This is a genomic window from Staphylococcus lugdunensis (genome assembly GCF_002901705.1).
Taxonomy (GTDB): Bacteria; Bacillota; Bacilli; order Staphylococcales; family Staphylococcaceae; genus Staphylococcus; species Staphylococcus lugdunensis.
The window spans coordinates 1107207-1127562 of the sequence record NZ_PPPV01000012.1 but is presented as its reverse complement, the minus strand read 5'-3'; the positions used below and the strand labels follow the sequence as shown (position 1 = coordinate 1127562).

Annotated in this window: 22 protein-coding genes and 1 pseudogene; 16 read left to right on the top strand and 7 right to left on the bottom strand. The window is 31.7% G+C overall.

The features are described 5' to 3' along the window. Nucleotides 1-102: 102 nt before the first annotated feature. The gene (locus tag CD041_RS06095; protein WP_002479388.1) at nt 103-906 is read right to left on the bottom strand and encodes a CHAP domain-containing protein; all 804 of its coding nucleotides are present in this window, start codon (nt 904-906) and stop codon (nt 103-105) included. Between the two features lie 397 nt (nt 907-1303). Between CD041_RS06095 and CD041_RS06090 the strand changes: the two are divergent. The 9 genes and pseudogenes from CD041_RS06090 (at nt 1304) to CD041_RS06050 (ending at nt 10394) form a co-directional block, all read left to right on the top strand. Next, nucleotides 1304-1928 (top strand): annotated as a pseudogene (locus CD041_RS06090) (Bax inhibitor-1/YccA family protein). 308 nt (nt 1929-2236) lie between these two features. Further along, entirely contained in the window at nt 2237-4381 is a 2145-nt protein-coding gene (locus CD041_RS06085) for a helix-turn-helix domain-containing protein (RefSeq protein ID WP_080606628.1), read from the top strand. 143 nt (nt 4382-4524) lie between these two features. Next, entirely contained in the window at nt 4525-4884 is a 360-nt protein-coding gene (locus CD041_RS06080; RefSeq protein ID WP_002459800.1) for a transcriptional regulator, SarA/Rot family, read from the top strand. A gap of 233 nt (nt 4885-5117) precedes the next feature. Continuing rightward, nucleotides 5118-5834 carry a YebC/PmpR family DNA-binding transcriptional regulator gene (locus tag CD041_RS06075; protein ID WP_002459799.1) on the top strand — a complete coding sequence of 239 codons (717 nt, stop codon included), beginning with the start codon at nt 5118-5120 and terminating at the stop codon, nt 5832-5834. Further along, nucleotides 5834-6301: a cupin domain-containing protein gene (locus CD041_RS06070; RefSeq protein ID WP_002459798.1), complete on the top strand. Its 468-nt coding sequence runs from the start codon at nt 5834-5836 to the stop codon at nt 6299-6301. Before CD041_RS06075 ends, CD041_RS06070 begins: the two co-directional genes overlap by 1 nt. 383 nt (nt 6302-6684) lie before the next feature. After that, on the top strand, nt 6685-7299 hold the full coding sequence (locus CD041_RS06065; protein ID WP_002493006.1) for a ribonuclease FAU-1 family protein: 615 nt from the start codon (nt 6685-6687) through the stop codon (nt 7297-7299). A gap of 450 nt (nt 7300-7749) precedes the next feature. Beyond that, nucleotides 7750-8604: a LysR family transcriptional regulator gene (locus CD041_RS06060; RefSeq protein ID WP_002459796.1), complete on the top strand. Its 855-nt coding sequence runs from the start codon at nt 7750-7752 to the stop codon at nt 8602-8604. Nucleotides 8605-8689: 85 nt separating this feature from the next. Further along, nucleotides 8690-9907 (top strand): sugar efflux transporter, encoded by a 1218-nt coding sequence (locus CD041_RS06055; RefSeq protein WP_002459795.1) that lies wholly within the window; start codon nt 8690-8692, stop codon nt 9905-9907. Between the two features lies 1 nt (nt 9908). Beyond that, complete coding sequence (locus CD041_RS06050) at nt 9909-10394, top strand: DUF456 domain-containing protein (RefSeq protein WP_002479385.1); 486 nt, start codon at nt 9909-9911, stop codon at nt 10392-10394. A gap of 449 nt (nt 10395-10843) precedes the next feature. Here the strand turns inward: CD041_RS06050 and CD041_RS06045 are convergent, their stop codons facing one another. Then, the gene (locus CD041_RS06045) at nt 10844-11533 is read right to left on the bottom strand and encodes a DUF1129 family protein (RefSeq protein WP_002479384.1); all 690 of its coding nucleotides are present in this window, start codon (nt 11531-11533) and stop codon (nt 10844-10846) included. 210 nt (nt 11534-11743) lie between these two features. Between CD041_RS06045 and CD041_RS06040 the strand changes: the two genes are divergently transcribed. The 3 genes from CD041_RS06040 to CD041_RS06030 all read left to right on the top strand — a co-directional run bounded on the left by CD041_RS06040 (nt 11744) and on the right by CD041_RS06030 (nt 13274). Further along, complete coding sequence (locus CD041_RS06040; RefSeq protein ID WP_002459791.1) at nt 11744-12196, top strand: SA0632 family lipoprotein; 453 nt, start codon at nt 11744-11746, stop codon at nt 12194-12196. A 125-nt stretch (nt 12197-12321) separates the two neighbouring features. Further along, nucleotides 12322-12618 (top strand): hypothetical protein, encoded by a 297-nt coding sequence (locus CD041_RS06035; RefSeq protein ID WP_002459790.1) that lies wholly within the window; start codon nt 12322-12324, stop codon nt 12616-12618. A 113-nt stretch (nt 12619-12731) separates the two neighbouring features. Beyond that, a complete protein-coding gene (locus tag CD041_RS06030) occupies nt 12732-13274 on the top strand; it encodes a GNAT family N-acetyltransferase (protein ID WP_002492957.1) in 543 nt (180 codons plus the stop codon). A gap of 31 nt (nt 13275-13305) precedes the next feature. Here the strand turns inward: CD041_RS06030 and CD041_RS06025 are convergent, their stop codons facing one another. The 5 genes from CD041_RS06025 to mgrA form a co-directional block, all read right to left on the bottom strand. Beyond that, a complete protein-coding gene (locus tag CD041_RS06025; protein ID WP_002479382.1) occupies nt 13306-13872 on the bottom strand; it encodes an LOG family protein in 567 nt (188 codons plus the stop codon). Nucleotides 13873-13887: 15 nt separating this feature from the next. Then, nucleotides 13888-14334, bottom strand: a complete 447-nt coding sequence (locus CD041_RS06020; protein WP_070647837.1) for a YaiI/YqxD family protein — start codon at nt 14332-14334, stop codon at nt 13888-13890. Nucleotides 14335-14338: 4 nt separating this feature from the next. Next, the gene (locus CD041_RS12140) at nt 14339-15019 is read right to left on the bottom strand and encodes a hypothetical protein (protein WP_070647838.1); all 681 of its coding nucleotides are present in this window, start codon (nt 15017-15019) and stop codon (nt 14339-14341) included. Between the two features lie 337 nt (nt 15020-15356). Next, a complete protein-coding gene (locus tag CD041_RS06010; RefSeq protein ID WP_002459785.1) occupies nt 15357-16229 on the bottom strand; it encodes an undecaprenyl-diphosphate phosphatase in 873 nt (290 codons plus the stop codon). 381 nt (nt 16230-16610) lie between these two features. Then, nucleotides 16611-17051, bottom strand: a complete 441-nt coding sequence (gene mgrA / locus CD041_RS06005) for a global transcriptional regulator MgrA (protein ID WP_002459784.1) — start codon at nt 17049-17051, stop codon at nt 16611-16613. A gap of 224 nt (nt 17052-17275) precedes the next feature. Between mgrA and CD041_RS06000 the strand changes: the two genes are divergently transcribed. The 4 genes from CD041_RS06000 (at nt 17276) to mdh (ending at nt 20290) form a co-directional block, all read left to right on the top strand. Beyond that, nucleotides 17276-18208, top strand: a complete 933-nt coding sequence (locus tag CD041_RS06000; RefSeq protein WP_070647839.1) for a CobW family GTP-binding protein — start codon at nt 17276-17278, stop codon at nt 18206-18208. 107 nt (nt 18209-18315) lie between these two features. Further along, nucleotides 18316-18417 carry a type I toxin-antitoxin system Fst family toxin gene (locus CD041_RS12070; RefSeq protein ID WP_014533356.1) on the top strand — a complete coding sequence of 34 codons (102 nt, stop codon included), beginning with the start codon at nt 18316-18318 and terminating at the stop codon, nt 18415-18417. Between the two features lie 387 nt (nt 18418-18804). Further along, a complete protein-coding gene (locus tag CD041_RS05995) occupies nt 18805-19101 on the top strand; it encodes a hypothetical protein (protein ID WP_002479378.1) in 297 nt (98 codons plus the stop codon). Between the two features lie 247 nt (nt 19102-19348). Next, the gene (gene mdh, locus CD041_RS05990) at nt 19349-20290 is read left to right on the top strand and encodes a malate dehydrogenase (protein WP_172412357.1); all 942 of its coding nucleotides are present in this window, start codon (nt 19349-19351) and stop codon (nt 20288-20290) included. Nucleotides 20291-20356: the final 66 nt, after the last annotated feature.

Below are 20356 nucleotides of genomic sequence, written 5' to 3'. Positions count from 1 at the left end.
AGCTATCTATTTATATCTTTTGAGTGAAATGGACTTAAAAGATAATTTTTAACAAAATAAAAAAGCGTAAGAGCTAGGTCTCACGCTTTGATTATTGTTATATTAATGGATAAATGCATAACTAGAAACTTCTGAAGCAGGGATAGTTCTAGTATTTGTGTTATATGGACCATAAGTATAATTCATTTCAGAAATTAAAATACTACCGTCGCCATTAACACGTTCAACATATGCAACATGACCATATGGGCCAGGTGTACTTTGCATAATTGCGCCAACTTCAGGTGAGTTATCTACACGGTATCCATCATTAGCAGCATTTCCAGCCCAATATTTTGCATCTGACCAATAAGTGCTTATTGGTTTGCCGGCTTGAGAACGGCGATCAAATACATACCAAGTACATTGACCGGAAGTATATAGATTAGAATGGTTAAATGTTGGTGTTGTGTTTGTATTTGAAGGTGTTACTGTTGTGCCACCAGAACCAGCACCATTGCCAGAACCACTTGGGATATTTAATGTTTGATTTGGCATGATTAAATAGCCATTTAAATTATTAGCGCGCATTAAGTCATTAACTGACACACCATATTGATTGGCAATAAGATTTAATGATTCTCCAGCTTGAACTGTATGAGATGTTGCTGAAGAATTTTGACCACTATATTGGCTACTGTTGGTATTATTTCCACCAACTGATAAGACTTGACCAGGGAATACAAAGTTATTTGAAAGATTATTACTTTGTTTAATATCGTTAACAGTTGTGTTATGCTGTTGAGCGATACTCCATAAAGATTCACCAGATTTAACGGTGTGTTGTGTTGCGGCTTCGGCATGTTGGTGTGTAAGCGCTGCAGCAGCACCTGATGCAGCTGTAATAGCAAATGCTAATTTTTTCACGTTCATGTCCTCCTTATATTTAAATGCACATTAAGTCATGCACTTTAATTTAAATATTTGATTTCCGATTTATCACTACACCCCCATATTATCAAAAATAGTTTTCTTTGTGGGTATTGTTACTATCTTGTAATATTATTAATAAATGACGATGAAATGTAAATATATTTATAAACGTTGCTGCATAAGGGTTAGAAATGGAAATTATGAAAGTTATTTTCAATATAAAAATTTAATTTGTAATATTTCGAGAATAAAAAATGAAATGTAAATGCATTTATCCAACTGGATTATTCATTTTCAATAAAACAATGTTTATCTTATTGTCTTAGTGTTATAAATAACTATTGAAGGAAGGAGCAATAGCATGAATGATTTTTCAAAGAAACAAAGACATATGACAGATCACAGTCAATCTAAATCATGGGCGTATTCGCAAGTATGGTTATATTTTATGTATTATTGGCTTATATTTGGTATTGGTTGTTATTTTGGACAATACCTTCCTGATGAATGGCGAATGCCATTGTCTATAGGATTGTTAGTTCTTATTTTTTCTACCTTAATATTTAAAAGAGCGCGTAAATATGGTTTGATTATTTCTCATATCTATGCGATTATCGTGGGACTATTATCATACGCGATGTTTACAACATACTTACAAAATTTAGGTGCGGATGTATTTTATAAAAATATTGTCTTAGCTATTGGTGCATTTGTTATTTTTGGAGTGATAGGTTTTTTCTTTATAAAAGATGCATCAAGTATTAGGAAGATATTTGTTTGTAACATTACTGGCACTGATTGTAGCATCTCTTATTGGACTGTTTATTCATAATCCAGTATTTTATACGGTTATCACGGTAGTCAGCTTGTTTCTGTTTCTTCTATATACTTTATATGATTTTAATAGAATGAAACGGGGTCAATTTTCACCGAGAGAAATGGGCTTTAATCTGTTTATTAATTTGCTTAATATTATTCTTGATATTTTAAGCTTAGCAAACCGTTTTCGAAATTAATCGAAAAATAAATATCTTAAATCAAAAGATGTTTGCGCTTTGTTTTACTTGTTTAGTGTAGTAAAGTTTTGGCAACAGCATGCCAATAATCAGCGAAAGAATTACACTAACCCAAAGCGCAATATTTTTTTATGTAATTTTATAGTTATCAATAAAATAGAAAAAACATAACAATAAATATGTTAGTTTATTTTTGCTAATATATTTAGATTGTGTTAAATTTATGCTTATTATTATAGGAAAAGCGGACTTTATGTTAAGTAAAATATAAGGGTTATGAGCTAGCAAGATTAGAAAGAGGAAGATATATGACTAATACTTTTTTTCGAATCCTCACTAAAGAAGAATATCAACCAACACGATGTATCGATGGTATTATTGTCATTTTACCTATACAAGGGGATCTGACGATTCAGCATTTTGCTAATTCTACTACGATTAGTGATGAAATATATATCATAAATAATAAAGATATTTTTACAATTAAACAGAATCATAAATCATTAATGCTTTACATTACGAGCGATTGGTTTAAAAATCACGATTATGTATTTTTTGATTATAAGTATTCTGTGAACTTAATAAAATCAATCAATAAATTAAAACAACTGATGCTTAAAATTGCGATTAACTATATTAATCAAATGCCCATAACTAGTAATGAAAACTACATTAAACAAATGGTGGAAGTAATAGCAACAGAAGGAAGTGTTGATTTAGAAACAGCTGAAAATCAATATAAATTTTTATTTTATGGGGAACTTAGCCAAATACTAGAATATATTAATAAACACTCTCATGAAAAACTAACGTTAAATGCGCTATCTCAAAATTTATTCACCTCAAAATCCAACATTTCCGCACAGTTTCACCAAAACTTAAACATGGGTTTTAAACAATACGTTGATTCACTAAAAATTGCTGAATCAATTGAATACTTGTTAACTGAAAATTCAACCATTAGTCATATTAGCGATAAATTAGGGTTTAGTAATTCGGCTAGCTATACGAAAATGTTTAAAAGTTATATTGGTATTACACCTAATGATTATCGAAGTTTAAATATAAAGGATAAATATTTATTAATGAATTATGAAGTGTTAAGTGAGGATAATGAACAACATTTAAAAACAGTACTCAGACAACAGATTAATTATTATCAAGAAAATATTGAACGTAAAATATTTATAGACAACAATAAAGTAAAAACAAATCAAAATTTTGAACTTGTAACTCAGATTAATACTGTTGAAGAGTTTAAAGAGTTATTCTTTATTAAAATCAAAGGAAAAGCTAATATTAATACAGAAAATTTAATTATCTATGTTAATTTTGGTATTGGAACATTAATTAATAATCTGAGTGATGCTGAAATTGGAGATATGTTTAAAAAAATTGCGGCAAATAATTTGCATATTGCCTTTAAAATTCAATCATTAGAAATTATGGATTATATCGAGCGCATTTATGTACAAGTAGTAGAACGTTTAAACTATAAGAAATCATTAGCAAATGGTGATCGTGGTATTATCATGCTTGTATTTGATATGGAAGTAATAGAACTAAAAGAAATTTATCGGCTTATTTTAAAAATTCAAAATAAGCAATTTGGTTTAAGATTTGGTTTAGACATTAGCTGTTTGCTTAACGAAACAGTCATGTTTAAAACATTAGAATCACAAATAAAACGTATCGGTTTTGATTATTTATTTATTGATAATGCTCACCTTGAACAACCATATTTACTAGAAGATAGTCAACATTTATTATTAAAAAATATTTTAGAGTATCAGAATATCGAAAAAATATTAACACAAATTGATTTATCATATAGCAAAGTTATATTTTTAAATATAGAGAACCACCAATTTTTAAATAATGAAAACGACTTGAGTAACAGTGCCCCATTAATTATTGAAACCTTTTTGAAAACGGCAGAGTTATTTGATGGTATGGGTGTTAACTTATATTTTAGTAGAAATTCGTTTAATGCAATTCATATCTTTGATGAAAATGGTTTTAAAACGGTGTTAGGCATCATCATTGGTCAAATTAAATGGATGATGAACCAGTCCAGAACAATTAAAGATAATTATATTGTAGTAGAAAATGAAGCACAGTATACATTATTTTTATATGATTGGAGAGTATTTGAAAGCGAAGCATCAATTACCTATTTTGGTGATACAGAAGTATTAATTCATTTTGAAGAAGTAGCCGAACAATCGATTCGTTTAATTAAGTCGGAAAAAGTTGACGAGAAAAATGGTAATATCAATCACATCATTAATCGCCATATTCGTGAAAAATACAATTGGACTCAGGAATTATTAAAAGAAATTGAAGATCATTTACATACGACTATGAGAATTATTGAACATGACTTCAGGAAAGACTATTTTAAAGTTAATTTAGGTTATGATTCATTAAGAATCATAAAAATATTCAAATAGTGTGCAATTAATGCGTAGTGCAATTCAATTCAAATGTGTTGGTAATTTTGGCAATGAATATTAAACAAATGAAAACGACAACCTCTAAAACATAGTAGATAATTATAATATATTGTCCGCTTATATTTGGAGGTGCAATAGTATTGAGTAAAGATAAATTAAATCAATTACTAAATCTTTATAAGAAGCATAAATTATTGTCAGAATATATAGATAAAAAATATAAGCTGACGCTTAATGATTTAGCAGTATTAAAACTTGCTAAAGATTATACTTCAGAAGAGAAAGTATTGATGCAATCGTTTTTAAAATTAGCGATTGAAGAATTAGATTTAAGTAGAACGAAGTTACTTGTTTCTATCCGTCGACTTATCGACAAAGAAAAATTAAGTAAGCAACGTTCAGAAGAAGATGAGCGTAAAATTTTCATTTATATGAATGATGACAATATTGAAAGTTTTAATGACTTATTTAAAGATGTCGAAGAATTATTAGAAATCTAAGTTTGTTTGTACTGGCAAAGTTTACTTTGTCAGTATTTTTAATTTTATTTAAGCTCAATCATCAATATAAAAACAATCGGATATAAGATGAGTTAATGATAGGCGGACATATATTGATATAATAGAATTGTTACTAAATTGGCATGTTTACGTGCTGTATGTTATATATAATCGTTGGAAAATCGTGTATAATAAATAGTGTTAATTTAGAAGAACGAAAGTGAGATGACATTATGGGTCGTAAATGGAATAATATTAAAGAGAAAAAAGCCCAAAAGGATAAAAACACTAGCAGAATTTATGCTAAATTTGGTAAAGAAATATATGTTGCAGCAAAATCAGGCGAGCCTGATCCAAATTCAAACCAAGCATTACGCTTAGTGTTAGAACGTGCTAAAACATATTCAGTACCTAATCATATCATTGACAAGGCAATCGATAAGGCTAAAGGTGCAGGAGAAGAAAACTTTGACCATCTTAGATACGAAGGTTTTGGTCCAAGCGGCTCTATGATAATTGTCGATGCGTTAACGAATAATGTAAATCGTACAGCCTCAGACGTTCGAGCTGCTTTTGGTAAAAATGGAGGAAACATGGGCGTATCAGGTTCTGTTGCATATATGTTTGATGATACTGCTACATTTGCTATTGAAGGAAAGTCTGCGGATGATGTATTAGAAGCATTAATGGAACAAGATGTTGATGTGAGAGATGTTATTGATGAAGATGGCTTAACTGTTGTCTATGCAGAACCAGATCAATTTGCGCAAGTGCAAGAAGCATTACGTGCAATAGGTGTAGAAGAGTTCAAAGTAGCAGAATTTGAAATGTTACCTCAAACGGATATAGAATTATCAGCTGAGGATCAAGAAACATTTGAAAAATTAGTTGATGCACTTGAAGAGTTGGAAGACGTTCAAAACGTTTTCCATAACGTGGATTTAAAATAATGATATCTGCAGAAGAATGGATTAATCGACTTGAATTAATGCCTCATCCCGAGGGAGGCTATTATAAAGAAACGCTACGACCGGATGATAAAAAGCGTGCATCATATAGCAGTATATATTTTCTATTAAAAGATGCAGATGTGTCTCATTTTCATCGTATTGATGCGGATGAGGTATGGTATCACCATAGTGGTGAAACGCTTTTAATTCATATGATTACAACAGAGGGTAAATACTATGTTGAACAGTTAGGACAAAATGTTGCTGATGGTGATGTCTTGCAATGTGTTGTTCCTAAAGGCACGATATTTGCCTCAAGTTTAAAACATTCTAAAGGATACGGTATTGTTGGTTGCATGTGTCAACCTGCATTTGAATTTGAACACTTTGAATTATTGGCACAAGCAATATTATTAGAAAAGTATCCTCAACACCAAGAGATTATTAAAGCTTATGCAGTAGAATAGACGCATAACTTGAAACACAATTGTGATTTCATATTAAATAAGAATGCCATGTGCTTATTAACGGCACAAGGTGTTCTTTTTTTTTAGAATTTTTCTTGTGGTTTAACGGTATTATATAATGATATGTGAAGGTGATTTTTAGCTTAGATGTGAGTATATACATTATGGACCAAGTGATATGCTTTTGTTTAAATTTTAATTTTTGAAAATCTAGTTTAAATCTCAAAATTCATAGTAATATTATCGATTTTACAAAAATTCATAAATATATAGTAGAATATAAATGATCGAAGTCAAATAAATGCATGTAATTAATACAAAGTTTCGGATAAGATGACAGACGATAGTTAGTCTAATATAATAATGACAAGGAGTTGGTGGCTGTGAAAGTAAAATATATTGATAAACGTCACTGGCGTCGCCTTATAGAAAGGGAATATATAGAAGTTAAGGTGAATAATAAAAGATTCAAGGGCATTATCGGTTTAGTGACGATGAATAAAGTACGTGAACCGCTTGAGGTGACGGTAGTTGGAAAGCATATGGTTGTGGCTGATGACCATTATCAATGGCTGCAGATTTTACCCGAAAAGAAACGGTACAGTATTACAGCAATGTTTGATGATAAAGGCCAACCGTTAGAATATTATTTCGATATAAATATCAAAAACATTACACAAAAAGGTAATGCTAGAACATTAGACTTATTTCTAGATGTCTTAGTATTGCCTACTGGTAAGTATGAGCTTGTTGATGAAGATGACTTAATGAATGCGTTAGTTAATGAACAAATCACTAAAAGACAGTATCATGAAGCCTATATGATAGCACATCAATTGATGATTGAGATAAATGATAATTTTGATGAACTTGAACGACGAATCATGCATTGTTACCGCAAAATGAATCAAAAGAAACATAAAGCGAAACGACATCACCATCAAGCACCTCAACCACAGCAACGTCATAAAAGAAAAAAACGCTTTACAGAAGACTAAGATTTAAATCATGTATGTTTAACATTAGCCAAGAGAAACCGTTATAGAGACTTTCAAAACAAAAAGCAACGGACAACGCAAGTTGGAGTGGGGCCCCAACACAAAGACTTTCGAAGCGAAAGACAACGGACAACGCAAGTTGGGGTGGCCCCAACACAAAGAAATGCAGTTAATATTTCAACAAGCAAAGCAAGTTAGGGATGGGACTTTCTACAGAAGCTTGTCATTATTAGCAAGAGTTTAAAAATACATTTTACATTAGACAATTAGTATTTTTATAATGTAGGTTTATCTACTTAATTATTTTATGTTTTACCAAAATAATGACTTATGCACTAATAGTACTTTTACTTTATAAAGTATTGTTATGATGGGCGCTGTTTAAATCCTAAACGTTTTAGTTATGACTTTATTATGTATGGATAAGCAAGAGGATTGTAGGGGGAAACTATGAAAATTGAAGACTATAGATTACTTATAACATTGGATGAGACAAAAACATTGCGCAAAGCTGCAGAATTATTATATATTTCGCAACCTGCTGTCACACAGCGATTAAAAGCAATTGAAAATAATTTTGGCGTAGATATTTTTATTCGTACAAAAAAGCAACTCATTACTACAACAGAAGGGGCTATGATTATTGAGCATGCTCGCGATATGTTAAAGCGAGAACGTTTATTTTACGATAAAATGCAGGCGCATATTGGAGAGGTCAATGGTACGATATCTATTGGTTGTTCTTCTTTGATAGGACAAACATTGCTTCCAGATGTCTTAAGTTTATATAATACACAGTTTCCAAATGTTGAAATACAAGTTCAAGTAGGTTCGACTGAACATATCAAAGCACATCATCGTGATTATCATGTTATGATTACGCGGGGAAATAAGGTTATGAACCTAACAAACACCCATTTATTTAATGATGAACATTACTTTATTTACCCTAAAGATAAGCGTGCAGAAGTAGATAAACTTCCATTTATTGAGTTTCAAGCAGATCCCATTTATATTAATCAAATTAAAGAATGGTACAATGATAACTTAGGACAAGATTTCCATGCAACCATTACTGTTGATCAAGTTGGAACATGTAAAGAGATGTTATTGAGTGGTGTAGGAGTAACTATTTTACCTGAGGTTATGATGAAATACATTGATAAAAATCAATTTGAATGTGAAAAAGTATTAATTGAAGGTCAGCCACTGATACGCTCTACATTTATGAGTTACGAAGCGAATATGTTGCAGTTGCCACAAGTAGATTCATTTGTTAATTTAATGTATAACTTTATACGCTAATTTATAGGATATCGTGCCGCAATATGTATCATGTTAACCTTGTCGGCATTTAGATTAATTAATTTTAAGGATAGAGGGTACGTTTATGTTTAAAGCATTACTCCATATTAAAAACTATAAATTATTTGTGGTAAATATGATGCTTCTCGGTATGGGTATCGCAATTACGGTACCCTATTTTGTATTATTTGCGACGAATGAATTAGGTATGACAACCAATCAGTTCGGCATTTTATTAGCGCTTGCTGCGGTTAGTCAATTTACAATAAATTCTATAGTCGCGCGCTTTTCAGACACGCATAATATTAATCGTAAGTTTTTAATTATTACTGCCTTATTTATGGGGGCAGTTAGTTTCTCTATATATTTTTATATTCATGATATTTGGTTATTTATTATTACATATGCGATTTTTCAAGGTTTATTTGCACCAGCAATGCCTCAATTATATGCTTCTGCTAGAGAATCTATCAATATATCGTCTTCCAGAAAAAATGCTAAATTTGCCAATACAGTTTTACGATCAATGTTTTCTTTTGGCTTCCTTTTCGGGCCGTTGATAGGTTCACGTCTTATCCATTTTAATGGGTACGCTGGACTCTTCGGAGGAACAGTTGCTATTATTTTATTTACGTTATTATTGCAGGTCTTCTTTTATCAAGATTTAAAGTTAACAGGAGAACAACAAGTTGGTGGAACAGCACATATTGAAACCACAGCGCCGAATATGTTGAAAGATGTTACCTTGTTTTTGCCTTTTGTAGCATTTATTTTGCTACATATTGGGCAATGGATGTATACCATGAATATGCCGTTGTTTGTAACAAAACAGTTGCATATTTCTGAAGATTATGTGGGGACATTAGCAAGCTTATGCGCAGGATTAGAAGTTCCATTCATGGTGATTTTAGGAATGTTAGCGACTAAGTTGCAAACTAGAACATTATTGATTGTTGGAGCACTAAGTGGTGGTGCGTTTTATTTTAGCATTGGTATCTTTAATAACATATATATGATGATGCTTGGGCAAGTTTTTCTGGCCTTCTTTTTAGCGATTTTACTTGGCTTAGGCATCAGTTATTTTCAAGATATTTTACCTGATTTTCCCGGCTACGCTTCTACACTTTTTGCTAATGCGATGGTAATTGGGCAGCTATGTGGGAATTTATTAGGTGGTGCCATGAGTCAGTGGGTTGGTTTAGAAAATGTCTTTTTTGTATCAGCAAGCTCAATATTTATTGGTATGGTGCTAATCTTTTTCACGAAAGATCAAAAATTTACTGAAGAAAAGGTGATATCTTAATATGACTGTCTTATTGTGGTTATTAATTATTTTCGCATTTATTTTGGCATTTGTTGGACTTATTAAACCTGTGATACCCTCTGTTTTGATGTTGTGGGTTGGTTTTTTAATTTATCAATTCGCATTTAATAATGGTGAATTATCGTGGATATTTTATGTGTCAATGATAGTGTTAACGGTACTCATGTTTATCTCTGATTTTGCAATGAATAAATATTTTGTTAATAAATATGGTGGTTCAAAGATAAGTGAGTATGTTGCACTTATAGGTGTGCTCGTTGGTTGTTTTGTCTTCCCACCATTTGGCATTATCATTATTCCTTTTGTAGCAGTTTTTGCAGTTGAACTTATGCAAGATTTCGATGTGAACAAAGCTTTTAAAGCAAGCTTGGGTTCAATCGTAGCTTTCTTAACCAGCAACATTGCCAAAGCGATCATCATGTTTATCATGATTGTATGGTTTTTTATAGATGTATTTGTGATATAAACTAGAATATTCTGGATAGAAATCTTATTTTACTTTCAAGTATTAATCTTTTTGAAAAGGATGACTAGGATTGAAAAAGCTTGGTATAAGCGTATTTTTAATCCAGTCAACTACTGCTAATATAGAGTTCATAACTTAAAACATAATTATGTTCCAGTCTCTTGTCAATTAGTTTTACAAATGCGTACCAGGCGGGACATCGTTCATCGAAAAAAGCCAGTAAATGAGTTTTTTATAAATTCATTTACTGGTTTCTTTATTTATGATGTTTTATATTGTTGTCCCGATTTACATTATCTGTTGAGTCTCTTAAGGAAGTTCATAATGATGGGCCCACCCCAGCTTGCGTTGTCCGTAGAAATGCTTGGTGCATTTCTCTGTGCTGAGGGCCCCACCCCAGCTTGCGTTGCACGTAGAAATGCTTGGTGCATTTCTTTGTGCTGGGGCCCCTATAGTCTTGTGTTGGCGTTTTTGTTGGTGTGTCGGTGTTTTGTGTAGAATGCGATGGGTGTAATGATGAGTGATGCGATAATAAAGTGCCAGTTGCTAATTGTGATATAGGGTCCGATTGCAAGGAATGATTGTGGGATAAAGAATACATAGACGAGTGCTGAAATAAGTAATCCTATGACGATGTAGGTTAATATCCATACTAAGTTTTTATTATTAAAACATTGAAGTTGAACCGTTTTGAAAATCATCCATATAAATAAAAAAATGATAAATAAACCAATGATGACAATAATTGGAAAGGTGTATAGATATATGCGGTTGTTATTGCCGCCGATAAAGAACCCAATAAATCCTTTACAAAAACAAAAAATACCTATTAAAAACATAAAATTTTGATAAATATAGTTGAAAATATTATTGATCGTTTCGTTTGGCAATGCGCGGATCTCCTGTTTTGCGTGTGCTTTAGGGTCGTGATTGAAAAATTCCAAAGCAAGGGTACCATTATCTTCTGCCTTCAATAATTGCTTTAATATACGATTGAGCATTAGTTCTGAATCATAGGGATTGACACTGAGTTCTGCTCGTACATATGTCATGTAATTCTCGAATATTTCTCTATCCGTATTATTTAGTCGTAGTGATTTGACATTATTTTCCCGCATGAGTTGAGACGTAGATTTCATACATTATTTTAAGCTCCTTTAGATATAGTAATAATAGTTATTATATCAATTATGATTAATCATATCATAGAAGTTGAAATAAATTAATTATCGTAATTACTATAAGTAGCTAGATAAACATTTATTAAAGCACGATTAGCTATAACAAATGATTAGAAAGTGGTTTCATGTTAAAATAATAGTATTCACTTATATTCAAAGGAGTCAAACATGAAGAAAGGGCTTGTGCTATTATTAGCAGCAATTTTTTTATTAACAGCATGCGGTAAGGGAAATGATGAAAAGCAATCTTTAGAACAAGATATACAAAAATTAGAAAAAGAGAAAAAAGATTTAGAAAAGCAAGAAGAGAAACTTAAAAGCGATAAAGAGAAATATAAAAGTCAACGTGAGACTTTAGAAAAAGAAGTAGAAGAGATGCAAAGTACTTCATCAGATGATGACAAAGATAATAAAGAAAAAACGAGTGACAAAAGTAAAGAGAAGTCATCACAACATCAAACAACGCACCACCAAAATAAAGATCAACAAAATCAGCATCAAAATTCAAACAATACAGATAACACACAGACAGATAAAGATAAGACGCATAAACAACAGTCATCACAATCTACTAAGAATGATACACAGAAGCAATCAAAGCAACCAAAACAACAACAATGATTCAATGTCACAAGTTAAAAAATTTGTGCCGTTTTATGTCTGATGTTACCGGGTATGTATAACCATAAATACAGAACGTGTATATGAACAAGTTTACATATCGATTTTAAAAGGAGCGAGCAACAATGCATGAACAAGATTTTCGTATTTTAGAAGGCCAAGATATTACTTTACCAGAATTAGGGCGTGAATTAGAAACGTTAACTGGACGTACAATTGTAGATTCTACAGGTGAAATCAATCGAGTAGTGGCACACTTGCCAAACTTTGATTCGGATTTTGATACATTTGTTGCTACATATAAATTAAATCATCAAAATGATTTCATTGATGCTATTTTTACAGCACCGAAAGCTCAGCGTAATCGTTTAAAAGAGATTCCTGTGCATATCGAATTAATTAGTTATATTTCGAAAGCTTAGTTGATACAAAGAACAAACATATAGTAGGTTGCGCGGTATGAAGAGTTTCTGTTCATAACGCGCTTCTTTTTATAGAGCACTGTTACAGAATGAAGCGATGAGGTGAAAGCAGAATGACTGTTTATATAGAAACGGAAAGATTGAAATTACGTGATTGGGAAGAAAATGATTTATTACCATTTCAAAAATTGAATGCAAATCCACAAGTTAGACGTTATTTTCCTAGTTTATTAAGTTATCGCCGTTCAGCGTTAGATATGAAACAAATGCAAAAAAATATTACAGCAACGGGGATAGGTCTATTTGCAGTAGAATTAAAAGAAACTAATGAGTGGATTGGGTTTATTGGTCTGAATTATATTCCAAAAGATAGCCAATATCCATTTAATAATTTACCATTTTATGAAATAGGTTGGCGTTTAATTCCAGAGGTATGGGGAAATGGTATTGCAACTGAAGGCGCTGAAGCTGTGCTAAAATATGCACAAAAAAAGGGAGTTTATGACATATACAGTCTAACGGCAGAGACAAATTTATCGTCACGAAAAGTGATGGAGAAAATAGGGATGAAAGTCTTTGATCGTTTCGAATTTCCTGAATTGAATAAATATCATCCACTTAAAATGCAAGTTAGGTATTATAAAAATCTCAAATAAAAAATAGCCGCTCGTGTGGGCGACTATTTTTTTAATCATAGCTTCTTTCGCCAAGTGGTTTAGCGTTTTGAAGCCCATGTAGTAAGTCTTCTTTTGTGTGATATAGAGGTGCTAAAGCTTTATATTTTTCGTCAATAAAGCCTTCTTGAATCATGTGAATAATAAGTTGATGTAATGGCTCAAAAAAACCGTTTAAATTATAAATACCAATCGGTTTTTGATAAATACCAATTTGTGTCCAACTATAGATTTCAAAAAATTCTTCAAGCGAACCAGCACCGCCTGGAGCGAGGATAAAAGCATCTGCTAATTCTGCCATTTTCTCTTTTCTTTGATGAAGCGAATCCACTAGAATAAGTTCAGAAACCCGTTGACTCGTAATTTCTTTAGTATCTAATTCTTTAGGCATGACGCCAATAACAGTGCCATTGTGATCTAATACACCATTTTGTATGGCACCCATAATGCCTACAGAACCAGCGCCAAAAATGAGTTCATAACCTTTTTGCGCCATATATTTTCCTAAGTTATATGCTTCGTTGACATAGGTTGGATTACTGCCTTTACTTGCGCCACAGAAAACTGCAATTTTTTTCATGATGATAAATGCCTCCTATATTTGAGAGAGTACACGTCGAAATATATGTTCAAAGTGTTGCTGATCTTTGTTAGAAAAAGGAGTCGGTCCCTTGTGCCGACCACTTTGTTTTCTAAGTTGAGCATGGTTATAACGCTGTTGTATCAACATGTCAATGTTAGTACTATTGTATATATAGCCTTTATGGTGTAGTACTGTTTTAACTTTGTTTAACAATAGACTCGCCAAACCATAATCTTGCGTGATAACGATATCTTTACTTTGCGCTAATTGAACGATTTTATAATCCACTGCATCCGGTCCATCATCGACATATATCGTGTTAACGTGTTCTGGATAAGTCTGCGTTGTATAGTGACTGAAGCTACGTACAATTATAACAAAAATGCCTGTCCCTGAGGTTAATTCAATAACAGATTGAATGACAGGACAAGCATCTCCATCAATGATAATCGATGTCATCTTGTTAAGACTCATGATGTGTTTCTTTATTATTTTGTTTAGTTACACTTTGAGCATCATGTTCTTCATAATTTTTTATTTCTTTAATACGTGCTTTTTTATTCTTGTCACGATTTTTTTCTTCATCATGATGACGTTGTTCGATGTTTTTTTGTAACTTTTTAGCCAGTTTTTTAATATCATGTTTGTTATCTTTAGCTAATTTTTCGCCTTTTTTCTCTGTTTCATCATCTAATGCGCCGGGTGTTAGGCCTACTTTTTCTTGATACTTTTGAGTTTTCTTTAAATCTTTTATACGCTGTTTCTCATTTTTTTCACGTGCCTTTGCTTCTTCTTTATGACGTTGTTCGATATTTTTTTGAAGTTTTTTATCCATTTTATCGGCTTCTTTGCGATTTTTCTTCGCTAATTTTTCGCCTTTTTTCTCAATATATTCAGGATCATTTTCTTTTGCAATTTTTTTCAATTCTCGTTTGTTATCATGTTCTTGTTTTTTATCAATAACAAATTCTTTAACGTCAGTAGCTTTATTAGCTACAGTTTTAGATGCACGTGATGTTGCAGCAGTTACTTTTTTGACTTCAGAATGATTTTTGATATGTTTACGTTCAGTAACTAAGGGCACAATAAAAATAGGTAAAACGTTTATTAGTGTCTTAATTAGATGTCTTTTCTTTTGATCCATAGATATTGCCTCCAGTTCATATGCTTATCTTATTCATTACCCTATGACACTCTAGTATAAACGATAAATATACTGTATTGGTATATGTCTAAATATTCATTTAAATAGCAATGACATTATTATAAAAAGGGACTCAGGAACTAATTCCTGATCTTAAGAAAAATAGTAGGTCTATAACTACAACATGGTAAATATAGTTTGAATAACAAAAATGGCAATTTCTACATTATTCCAATAGAAATTGCCATTATTATTTGATTAGAGACGTATCTATATTTTCCATAATCTTTTCATGAATAACACCATCAGTAAATAGTGCTATACACAATGTATTAAATTAATAAATCCCTTTACCAATGCCGAAACCAAAGTAAAGAATAGCGATAATTACTACTAAGATAATACGATATATAGCGAATGGTACTAATTTAATTTTATTGATTAAATGTAAGAAAGTTTTGATTGCGATTAACCCAACGATAAATGCTGCCAGGAAACCTAAAAGATAAAATGGTATGTGTGCTAAGTGAATATATTCATAGTGTTTAATTAAAGATAAACCACTTGCTGCTAGCATAATTGGTACTGACATAATAAATGTAAAGTCAGATGCCGCTTTGTGATTCATTTTCATAAGTACACCCGTTGAAATTGTAGAACCCGAGCGACTAAATCCAGGCCACATTGCAATGGCTTGAGAAATACCAATGACAAATGCTTGGAAATAATTAATTTGATCTACATTTTGTGGGTGCTTAACTTTTTCACTATATTTATCCGCAATAATCATATAAATGGCACCTAAAAATAACCCAATCATTACAGTAGGAACACTGAATAAATATTTTTCAATTAAATCATCAAACATTAGACCTAAAATACCGGCTGGAATCATACCGACAAGTACGTGTAACAAGTTCAAACGACGTGGTTTAGAGCGAAACTCTTCACTTATCGGTGCTTGATGTTGTTTTCCAATATGTAATAATTCGAAAAAACGTTCTCTAAAGACCCAAGCTGCAGCAAAAACAGACCCTAATTGAATGACTACTTTAAATGTAAAAGCAGATTCACTTCCTAGAAAATCAGTGGATTTCAACCACATATCATCCATTAAAATCATGTGACCTGTTGATGATACAGGAGCGAATTCAGTAAGTCCTTCAACGATACCGAGAATGATACCTTTGATTAACTCAAGTAAAAACATAGATTAACCTACCTTCTTAAATATCTTATTTATATTCATGAATCTTAAAAAATTACTACATTATCATAGCATATTAAATTCATTCCTAGCTACTGATTATTAGTTTAGAACTTATAAACTAGACTAAAGTTGTATATTAAACGATATTTATGAATACGTCATGAAATGACGATTTATTTTTGAATGGATATGTTTAACCTTCACGTAGTAAATTAAAGTGGAAAGGGAAAAAGTAGTCATTTCTATGGAGCTAGGTAGAAGAATACAATGTGTACATAAAAAACCCATCAATTAATATCAATTGATGGGACATTTTATTTAAAGATTTCGTTTAAAAAAATAACAGTTACAACTTTAATTCACATGACGCTGATACTATAATTATTCTTTGTTTTCAGTAAATGCGTTAATAACTTTACCTAGAAGACGGTTCAGTTCTTGTGCTTCATCTGCACTAAGCGATGAAGCGGTTGCCACTTTAGAAGAAGCATCTTTAAGATCAGGTTTGATGCCTTCACTTTTTTCTGTCAAGTGTATAAAGACCTCACGTTGATCAACTTCAGAACGTTCACGTTTGATTAAATCAACGTGTTCCATTCGTTTAAGAAGTGGTGAAACTGTTCCAGTATCTAATGCTAATTCAGTAACGACTTTTTTAACATTTACTGGTGACTCATCCCACAATATACTTAATACTAGAAATTGTGGATAAGTAAGGTTGTACTTTTTAAAGACTTTGTTTGAGTAGTAGCGATTTACTTGTCTTTGAGCATTGTACAAACTAAAACATAGCTGCTCTTTTAAATTGTGATGTTCAGACATTAAAGTTCTCCTCCAGACATTCTATCCGTTTTCTCTTTTTCGGATTAAATCCCGTTAGTGTTGTGCAAAATATATTTATTGACACATTTCATTTCAATGTCATGATAAAATTAAAGTATGACTAAAGTTTAGAAGAAAACACACGTATAATCAAGTATAAACATAAATTTTTATATATTCATTATCATTTACTTAGAAATTTTAAATAGAAAAGAGAATAAAAATTGAAAAAACATAATTGCAGAAACACATATATTTCTATAGTTTCCGGGTTTTTAGGTAGTGGTAAAACCACTTTTCTACAAGAGTATATGCAATATTTATTAAAAACTGATGAGAAAATCACAATTATTATGAACGAATTTGGTACTTTTGACGTTGACAGTTTAACATTCAATAATGAGGTTGCCATAAATGCTTTAGTTAATGGTTGTGTTTGTTGTGATTTAAAAGCAGATTTAGTAGCGCAGTTAAAAAATATTATTGCGGATGGTCAAACAACACACATCATTATTGAGGCAACTGGAATTGCACATCCTTTAGAAATCATGATGGCATGTCAGGATCCTGAAGTGATTCATTTAATTAGTGAAGTTAAGATGATAGGGATTTTAGATGCTTCTCGATTTCTTCATAGACATCGTTATTCATTGACAACGGTAGAGTTAATGGAAGAACAATTGGCCTATAGTTCAACGATTATTATCAATAAAATGGATTTAATTAATGATCAGGAGCAGAAAAAACTGAGCGCTGAGTTAACCCAAATTAATCCGCAAGCAACCACATGCTACACTACGTTTGGTCAATTAGATATCACTACATTTAATAATATTAAGCATGTTGATAATATGAAGTCACTAGCTAAGCATGCACATCATCATGGCATTAAGAGCATGCAGTATACATTTAGTGGACCAATAGATAGACAATTATTTTATCAATTTATATTAAAGTTACCGCAAAATGTTTTTCGTTTGAAAGGTTTTGTCCGTTTTAGAGACCGTGCTAATGTGATTTATGAGTTTCAATATGCACATGGATTACCTAGTTATGGTGAGGTAGACAAAGAGGTACCACTTACAATAGTTATCATTGGTGAACATATTGATGTTGAACGTTTGCGCAATAATCTCGATATGCTTCAATTTACATGACATGGCATATCAGAAGTGAGATATCTTTACAAATACATAGATGATATAATAATAAAGTCGCCTACCTCTCAGGCGTCAAATGTCGACGCAGGGAGGAGGTGTTGCCCATGATGGAAATCCTTGTTCACATCACAACCACAGTTATTAGTGGTTGTATTGTTGCGTTATTTACGTATTGGCTACGTACGCGTAACAATAAGAAAAAATAGGCGACGCATAGCCAACGCCTAAAAAATCCCCTCACTATCGCAAGTAGTGAGGGGATTGGTGTTTCCATGTGGAAATCCTTGTTAACCATATTATAACACTGTGGCTTGGGAAAATGCAAAGTATGCAATGTCGTATATTAGAACGACACATATTAACGTTGTGACATAAAATAATTGTTCGATGAAGTTTGTGTTGTTTAAATGAATACTACTTTTTCGTTCTTGTAATGATTTAATTATAATTGCTTCTAAATAAATTAAGTTAAAATAAAGTGTTGCTATTTACGAGCAGAATTTAAAGTAACTCATTTATGTTGTTGTAGTGTGGATTTTGACATAAAATTATATGTAAGAAAACTTTTTTGTTTTAAGCAGGAGGTAAAGTTAATGAATAATGAAGATTTTAAACAAAAGCAGCTTAACTTTGAATTTAGATTTATTATGATTCCTTATCTCATATTTGCAGTAATTATTTTATTATCAAATATTTTTTACTCTCAAATTATTATTACAATGACTTTTTTTGGTTTGTTTTTTGCCTATAATTTAGGGTTATTATTTGTAGCGTTTGTTAGACACTTTAAACGTACATTAATATTAACAGCAATACTGACTTTATTGTCTGGAGCAGCTTTCTTTACAATTATTTATGTTTTTGGTTTGCACCATCAGATATTTGGATAAATAAAAGATGATATATGCTTGAAACATTATAAAAGTTTCATATAATAATGAATAAGCGCTTAAACATTCTATCTGGTGTGTATCTAAAATCTTAATGAAATAGTATTAATAGATGCACCCAGACAGAAGTATTTTAATTGTATTTATAAGCAATTATGTAAGCGGTTTCTACAAATGATTTTGTATGCAAAATACGTATATGCATTAAAATTTTTATAAAATAATATAAAAGGAGCGAAACCATATGATAAACAGAAATAAAATATCAGTCATTGGTGCAGGAAATACAGGTGCAACACTAGCTTTCTTATTAGCACAAAAAGAGGTTGGAGATGTCGTTATTGTTGACCAGCCTAAATTCGAAGGTATGTCAAAAGGAAAAGCGCTAGATATTCAAGAAAGTGGACCAATATTAGGGTTTAATAGTGTTGTGACTGGAACGTCAAATTATGAGGATATTTCAGATTCAGATATTGTCATTATTACTGCAGGTGTACCAAGAAAACCTGGTATGAGTCGTGATGACTTAGTTCAAATTAATGAAAGTATTATGGAAGATATTTCTCAACAAATTGTCCGCTATTGTCCAAAAGCATTTGTTATTGTCTTAACCAATCCGGTTGATGCGATGACTTATACCGTGCTGCAATCCACTGGTTTTGAAAAAAACCAAGTAATGGGGCAGTCAGGCATTTTAGATACGGCAAGATACAAAACATTCATAGCCGAAGCATTACATCTATCCGTACAGGATATTACTGGCCTTGTACTTGGAGGTCATGGTAATACTATGGTTCCTATCGTATCGTCTACTCAAGTAAACGGTGTACCTATTACCGAGCTACTATCACCTTCAGAACTAGAATATATTATCCAACGTACAAGAGATGGTGGTGCTGAAATTGTAAATTTATTAGGCAATGGTTCAGCATATTATGCACCGGCTGCTGCGTTATACGAAATGGTCATAGCTATTTTAAAAGATCAAAAACGTGTTCTTCCAACTATTGCATTTTTAGATGGGGAGTATGGCTATCGTGATATTTGCCTTGGCGTCCCAACCGTACTTGGCAAACAAGGCGTCGAACGAGTTATAGAACTTAAATTATCAGAATCAGAGCAAGAACAACTCGATTTATCTGCAGATGCAGTTATGAAAGTTAAACAATCATTAAAACAAGCTAAATAATATTGCTTATTTGTAATAATCTAAAAAGTGTGAAAATTGTGTGTTATTTGCAAATTTTCACGTCAT